The sequence below is a fragment of the Novosphingobium organovorum genome, from assembly GCF_022832435.1.
Classification (GTDB): Bacteria; Pseudomonadota; Alphaproteobacteria; order Sphingomonadales; family Sphingomonadaceae; genus Novosphingobium; species Novosphingobium organovorum.
Window position 1 is genome coordinate 24,179 of sequence record NZ_JALHLF010000044.1, and the last position, 7,094, is coordinate 31,272.

Genomic DNA, 7,094 nt, shown 5'->3' on the forward strand with positions numbered 1-7,094 from the left:
AGCGTTGCGGGCAAGTCTAGACAGGCGAGGGCGTGAAAGCGAGAGGCAAGAGGCTCTTGCGTCGTCCGCCTTCGACCTCGCGCACGTCCAGATCGGTGAAATCGCGTGGGCCGGTGTCGGTGCGCATGGGTGCGAGCGCGGCGCGCTGGGTGCGCTGGCCCACGGTGAAGACCAGCCCCAGTTCGAGGTGGGGCAGATCGTCGGCGTAGTCCTCGTGGGCTTCGTCGGTGATGACCGCGAGCCGCACGAGCGGGACCAGGAACGTGGCATCGCCTTCGCGCACGGCCTTGACGTCGGCGAGGGGCAGCTTGAGTTCGCCTTCGAGAATGACCCGCTGGCCGATCCTGAGGTGCGGGATCGCGCCGATCCGGGGCAGCGCGGCGAGCGGCGGCAGGAGCTGCTCGTCCGGGCTGGCCGAACCGTGCGCCGAAATCATGTCGCCGTGGAGCGCGCTGGGTGGAATCTCGCTCAGCGCGGTAATCGCAAAGCGAAAGCGCAAGGTGGCGTAGACCAGCGAAAGGCGCAGCGAGAGCGGCTCGAAGCCGAGTTCGCCATGCGCCTCGGCGCGCAACGGGTCAGGCGCTTCGGCGGGCAGCGGGAGGTCCGGGGTGGCGACGGGCGTCGGGCTCGGTGCGGGAGCGGGGGGCGCAATGGGTGTCGGAGCCGCAGCCGATGTTGGCTCGGGGCGCGGCGCTGCGGGGCGGGGCGCCACAGCGTCATCCGGGGCTGGCGCTTCGCTGCGACCGGCGGTGTTGGCGCGCTTGCGCTGCAGCAGCGCGAAAGCGGCGAGCGCGATCAGGGCTGCCGGAACGAGCCACCACCACAGCGGCCAGCGTGCCGGTTCGGTCAGGCTGAGGCTGGCGTTTGCGCCCTGCGTGCCGGTTGCGAGCGGGGCGGGCGCTTGCGGCCGTGCGGGCTCGGGCGTGGCGAGGGCGGGAGAAGGCGCTCGCGCGGGCGTGGCGCTGGCCGTGGGAGCGGGCGTCGGTGTTTCGGCGAGTGTCGCGGTCGGCTTGGAGGACGACGTGGATTTTGCCGCCGACCCTGCGCGAGGGGCGGCCGATGGGGGCGCTGACTTAGGCGCCTCGTGGCGTGCGGCGGGCGCTGCGGGTTTCGTCGTCGGCGTCCGCGTCGCAGGAGCGCTCGTTGTCGGCGTCTTCGTTGCCGGGGCGCTCGTCGTCGGGGCACTCGTCGTCGGGGCGCTCGTCGTGGAGGTGCCGTTCGTCGGCGCGGCGGTGGTGGTGGGCCCTGCGACCGGGGCGCCCTGATCGACCGGACCCTGGACGGTGGAGGTGGTGGCGCTCGAGGTTGGCTCCGGCAGGCTCCAGACCTGTGTTTGCGCCTGGGCCTGGGCCGGGATGACGAGCGCGCTCGCGGTCAGGGCGGCGGCGGTGATGGTCGACGGCAGACCGGCGTGCGCCTGGAATCCGTCGAAAATGCGTGTGAAACCCCTCATGATGCCCGCTTTCCCAGTCCATGCGCGGTGAACCCGCCGTTAATGCGCAAGACCCGTGCCCATAGGATCGCGATCAGGCGTTGCCTACGTCCGATCGCCTTGTCCGGGAGATTTTCTGTTCATAGCCGGAACGTCGTGCGCGCCCGGCGCGCGCGATGACTTGCCACGCGGCGGGCTTGCGCCCATTTGAAGGGCATGACTGACACCCCGTTTCCGCCCGAAAGCGCCCCGCTGCACCTGGGCCAGACCAGCACGCTGCCCGCTTCGCCCGAAGCCGCCGTGCTCGATTACGTGCCCAGCCCGCGTCCCGACGCGCTCTATCTGGTCCGCTTCGCCGCGCCTGAGTTCACCTCGCTGTGCCCGGTGACCGGCCAGCCCGACTTTGCCCATCTGGTGATCGATTACGCGCCCGGCGCCTCGATCGTGGAATCGAAAAGCCTCAAGCTGTTCCTCGGCTCGTTCCGCAACCATGCCGGTTTTCACGAGGACGTGACGGTGGGGATCGGCCAGCGCCTGTTCGACGAGATGAAGCCGCGCTGGTTGCGCATCGGTGGCTACTGGTATCCGCGCGGGGGTATCCCGATCGACGTGTTCTGGCAATCGGGCGCGGCTCCCGATGGTCTGTGGGTTCCCGATCAGGGCGTGCAGAGCTATCGCGGGCGCGGCTGAGCGTGTACTGGCGCGGGTCTTCGTTCGCGCGGCGTCAGCGCTGCGCGAGCTGGACCTGCGAAACGCGCGCCAGGTTGATGTCGCGCGAGCCGAGCGCGGCGAGCTGGGCGCTGGGCATGCACTGGGCGTAGACCGTGGGCGCATCGGCGCGCAGCGCGGCTTCGCTGGTCAGTATGTCGTCGAGATGGCCGAAGCATTCGCCGCTCGTGCGGTAGGTCTCCACGGGCGTTTGCAGGCGCTGGCAGGAGGTGCCGTCGTCGTTGCAGGCGAACAGCGCCAGGGCGATAAGAGTTGCGCTCATGAAGATCTCTCCTTTCCTGCCTTGAAGAACGGATGAGCGCGCAAAAGTATCCCGCAAAACTGCCGAAAAGATTCGTTTTGCCGCGATGATGTGCAAAATAGCCGCCCGATGGAGCGTGCCGCGCGTGCGCCAGCCCGTCGCGCGCGCCTGCAAGGCCGCCTCCCGGTTTGGGGCACAGGGCAGGGGTGACTGGCCGCGCGGGTGTTCGCGGTGTGCTTGCAAGAGAACCACTTGAGCCAACTGTGCACTGGAACTGGCGGCGGTTTGACGCGTATTAAGCCGCGCATGGACCACACCAAAGCCAAACTCATCATCCGCGAAGCCACCGTCGGCGACGTTCCGGCGATCGCGCGTCTCTCGGTCAAGGTCTACGGCAAGGCCGACGCCTTCACCCGCGCCGAACTGCGCGGCCAGATCATCAACTTTCCCGAAGGCCAGTTCGTGGCCGAATACGAAGGTACGATCGTGGGGCACTGCGCGACGATGGTGGTCACCACCGATCTCGCCTTCCGGCCGCACACCTGGGAAGAGATCACCAACGGTGGCTACGGGCGCATTTCCGATCCCGAGGGCGACGTGCTCTATGGCTTCGAGGTCTGCGTCGATCCCGATTACCGGCGGCTGCGGATCGGCCAGCGGCTTTACCGCAAGCGCAAGGAGCTGTGCCAGCACTTCGAACTCAAGGGTATCGCCTTTGCCGGGCGCATGCCCGGCTACGCGCGGCGCAAGCGCACGTATCCCAACCCGCATGACTACCTGCAGGCGGTGATCGACAAGAAGGCGCGCGATCAGGTCATCAATTTCCAGATGAACGGCGGGTTCGAACCGCGCGGCATCCTGCGCGACTACATCCCCAAGGACAAGGAAAGCGGCGGTAATGCGGTCCTGATGTACTGGACCAACCCGCTCGCCCCGCGCGATACCGGCAAGGCGGTGCCCGGCCTCAAGGAGCGCGTGCCCTCGCAGGTGCGCGTGGCGACGGTCCAGTTCATGATGCGCAAGATCGCCTCGATCGACGATTTCGAGGAGCAGGTCGAATACTGGATCGACGTCGCCTCCGACTACGAAAGCGACTTCGTGGTGTTTCCCGAACTCTTCACGCTCGCGCTGCTGTCGATTGAGGAAAAGAAGCTCCAGCCGGTCGAGGCGATCGAGAAGATCGCCACCTACACCAGCCGCTTCGTCGAATTCATGCAGGGCATGGCGGTCAGCTACAACATCAACATCGTGGGCGGATCGCACCCCACGCGGGTCAAGAACGCGGAAGGCAAGCACGAGATCCGCAACATCGCCTATACGTTCCTGCGCGATGGTTCGGTGCACGAATCGCAAAAGCTGCACCCCACCCCGTCCGAGGCCAAGTGGTGGAACATCAAGGGTGGCTATGGCGCCAACGTGATCCCCACCGACTGCGGCCCGATCGGCGTGATGGTGTGTTACGACAGCGAGTTTCCCGAACTCGCGCGCCACCTCGTCAACCAGGGCGCGCTGATGCTCTTCGTGCCGTTCTGCACCGACGAACGGCGCGGATACCTGCGCGTGCGCTATTGCTGCCAGGCGCGCGCGGTGGAGAACCAGTGCTACGTCGTGACCTCGGGCGTGGTGGGCAACCTGCCCAACGTCGAGAACATGGACGTCCACTACGCCGAGAGCGCGATCCTGACGCCTTCGGACTTTCCCTTCTCGCGCGATGGCGTGGCGGCGGACACCGCGCCCAACACCGAAACCATCGCGATCGCCGACCTCAGCCTCGATTCGCTGCTGACCGCGCGCCAGTCGGGCGCGGTGCGCAACTTGCGCGACCGGCGCTTCGATCTTTACCGGGTGGAGTGGACGCAGGCGCACGGTTGAGGCTAAGCAACCCGCGATGATGCTTCCCGATTTCCACGCCGCCAGCGCGATGCTCATCGCGCTGGGCATGTTCTATGGCTTTTTCAGCGGTCGGCTGAGGGTCGAGATCGTCTCGCTGCTGACCATCGCGGCGATTGCCCTGCTGCTCTACGTCACGCCTCTGCCGGGGCAGGACAAGTACGCCGGGCTCAGCCTCGCTTTCGAGGGCTTCGGGCACTACGCGCTGGTCACCATCTGCGCGCTGATGATCCTGGGCCGCGGGCTGGTGGTCACCGGCGCGCTCGACCCGGCGGCGCGCGCGATGGCGCGGATCTGGCAGTTCAACAAGAGCCTGGGGCTCCTGTTCACGCTGGTGGTCTGTCTGGGCATGTCGATGCTCATCAACGATACCCCCGTGCTGGTGCTGATGATCCCGATCCTCGCGCAGATGGCGACGCGCGGCGGGATGCCCGCGTCCAAGACGCTGATGCCGGTCAACGCGGTGATCCTGATCGGCGGCATGTCGACCACGATCGGCACCTCGACCAACCTGCTGGTGGTCTCGATCGCGCAGGACCTGGGCATGAAGTCGCTCACCGTGTTCCATTTCACCCCGATCGTGCTGATCTCGGTGCTGGTCGCCTTGCCCTACCTGTGGCTGGTCATGCCGCGCCTGCTGCCCGACAACACCAAGGCGGTCTCGGTCGAGAGCCGCCGCTTCCTCGCCAAGCTGCGCATGACCGACGATGCGGCCATGCGCGGCAAGACGATCGAGGAAGCGCGCGGACTGCTGCCCGAAGGGGTGAGCGCCTGGCTGCCGCCCGGACAACCCACCCACGTCGGGCGCCGGCTGCTGGCCGAGGGGACGTACCAGGGGCTTCAGGAAGCCGCGCGCCGGCTGACCGCGACGCTCGCGCCGATGTGGCTGCTTGAGCGGATCAAGGCGGATTCAAGCCGCTCGCGCGAGGACCTGATGGTCGGCGAGATGATCCTTGCGCCCGATTGCCGCCTGATCGGCCTGACGCCGAGCACGGCCGGGTTCGAGGGGGTGGCGATGCTGGGCATCTACCACGTCCACCAGCCGCTGCGCGACACGCGCGCGCACACGCCCGACACCCCGATGATGGAGGGCGACGTGCTGCTGATGATGGGCATGCCCGAGGACCTGCGCAGCTTTGCCGAGACCGAAGGGCTGCTCCAGATCGAGGGCGGCGAGGAAATCGTGCGCACCGGCAAGGCGCTGCTGGCGGTGGGCATCATGCTGGGGTCGGTGGGGCTCGCCAGTTTCGGGCTGGTGCCGATCGCGATCTCCGCGCTGGCGGGCGCAATCCTGATGTTCGCGACCGGCTGCGTGCGCTTCGAGCGGGTGGGGCGGGCGCTGTCGGCCAAGGTGATCGTGCTGGTCGCTTCCTCGATCGCGCTGGGCAAGTTCATCCTCGTCTCGGGCGCGGCGGCGTGGCTGGGCACGGCGCTTTCGTCGGGCCTGCAATACCTGCCGCCCGCAGGCGTACTGGCCGCGATCATGATCTTCGTGACGATCCTCACCAACTTCGCCTCGAACACCGCAGCCGCCGCAGTGGGCACGCCGATCGCCTTCAACATCGCGCACCAGCTGGGAATGCCGGCCGAACCGCTTGTGCTGGCGGTGCTGTTCGGCTGCAACTTGTGCTACGCGACCCCGGTCGCCTACCAGACCAACATGATGATCCTGACCGAAGGCGACTATGTCTTTCGCGACTATCTGCGTTCGGGCGTGCCGTTGGTGTTGATCATGGTTGCCGCGCTCTCCACCACGCTGGTGTTCTGGTACGGGATCTGATCGGTCCGCTCCTTGCCCGACAGCAGGGCTTCGCGCAGGTCCTCGGCGGGGGGCAGGTCGAGCGCGTCGAGATCGGCCACGCCCAGGATGCCGTCTTCCCCGAAGCACTGCGCCAGCGCGATGGTCTGGCCCTGGATGTGCTTGCCGGTTTCCAGTGAATAGAACGCGCGCACGGTGGGCAGGTCGGGGTCGCTGGGGGACTGGTCGACCACCAGCGCGATCCGGCGCGAACGCAGTTCGACGAACGAACCCACCGGATAGACGCCGAGCGCTTCCTTGAAGCGCGCCAGGATATCCTCGTCGAGCGCCGTGTGCAGTCCCATCAGCGTGTGCATGGCTTCGGCCGGATCGATCGCCCGGCCACTGGCCGCGCCCGAGACGATGAGGTCATAGGTGTCGCAGATCGCGGCCATGCGCGAGAAGATGTCGAGATCCTGCGCGACCAGCGCCTGCGGATAGCCGCTGGCATCGAGCCTTTCATGGTGGCGCATGACGACATGCAGCACTTCGTCGGGCACGTCGCCCGCCGCGGCGAGCATGTCGCGCCCGACGAGGCAGTGGCGGCCGAGCAGTTCGGCATCCTCGATCGCGCCGGTCGCCGCGCGCGCCACGCTGTCGAGCCCGGTCTCCACGCGCGAGAGGCCGATGTCGAGCAGCAGTCCGGCCATCCCGGCCAGCCGCATCTCGCCCGGAGGCAGGCGCATCTGCCGCGCGAGCGAGACCATCAGCGCGCTGACCGACAGCATGTGGTGGTAGGCCGCCTCGCTCTCCGCCTTGCAGCGCATGAGTCCGGAAAAGGCATAAGGGTTGCGCTGGATCGAGGCGAAGATGTCCTCGACCACGGGCGCGACATCGGCGACGCGCGGGACTTTGCCCAGCCGCGCTTCGATGAACACGCGCGAGATGATCTTCTGCGCCTTGCCCGCGACCCGGCGCGCGTTGCCGAATTCGCGCGCGATCGGGGTCGGCCCGGAACCGGGGCGCGGCGCGCTCGGCCGGCGGGCCATGCCAAAGCCCGCGAC

General features: G+C 67.6%; 6 protein-coding genes. 3 read left to right on the forward strand and 3 right to left on the reverse strand.

Going from position 1 to position 7,094, the window contains the following annotated elements; genetic code table 11:
• Window positions 1-16: 16 nt before the first annotated feature.
• A complete protein-coding gene (locus MTR62_RS11970; RefSeq protein WP_244021175.1) occupies window positions 17-1,453 on the reverse strand; it encodes a hypothetical protein in 1,437 nt (478 codons plus the stop codon).
• A 195-nt stretch (window positions 1,454-1,648) separates the two neighbouring features.
• Between MTR62_RS11970 and queF the strand changes: the two genes are divergently transcribed.
• Complete coding sequence (queF, locus tag MTR62_RS11975; protein WP_244021176.1) at window positions 1,649-2,122, forward strand: preQ(1) synthase; 474 nt, start codon at window positions 1,649-1,651, stop codon at window positions 2,120-2,122.
• A gap of 34 nt (window positions 2,123-2,156) precedes the next feature.
• Here queF and MTR62_RS11980 read toward each other — a convergent pair whose 3' ends face one another.
• Window positions 2,157-2,423, reverse strand: coding sequence for a hypothetical protein (locus tag MTR62_RS11980; RefSeq protein ID WP_244021178.1), 267 nt, complete (start codon window positions 2,421-2,423; stop codon window positions 2,157-2,159).
• 285 nt (window positions 2,424-2,708) lie between these two features.
• Between MTR62_RS11980 and MTR62_RS11985 the strand changes: the two genes are divergently transcribed.
• Both MTR62_RS11985 and MTR62_RS11990 read left to right on the forward strand, forming a co-directional pair.
• Window positions 2,709-4,274, forward strand: a complete 1,566-nt coding sequence (locus MTR62_RS11985) for a carbon-nitrogen hydrolase family protein (protein ID WP_244021179.1) — start codon at window positions 2,709-2,711, stop codon at window positions 4,272-4,274.
• A 16-nt stretch (window positions 4,275-4,290) separates the two neighbouring features.
• Window positions 4,291-6,072: an SLC13 family permease gene (locus MTR62_RS11990; protein WP_244021180.1), complete on the forward strand. Its 1,782-nt coding sequence runs from the start codon at window positions 4,291-4,293 to the stop codon at window positions 6,070-6,072.
• Here MTR62_RS11990 and MTR62_RS11995 read toward each other — a convergent pair.
• Window positions 5,991-7,094: HD-GYP domain-containing protein (locus tag MTR62_RS11995; protein ID WP_244021181.1), on the reverse strand; the 1,104-nt coding region annotated here is incomplete at its 5' end. The two genes, MTR62_RS11990 and MTR62_RS11995, sit on opposite strands and share 82 nt — an antisense overlap.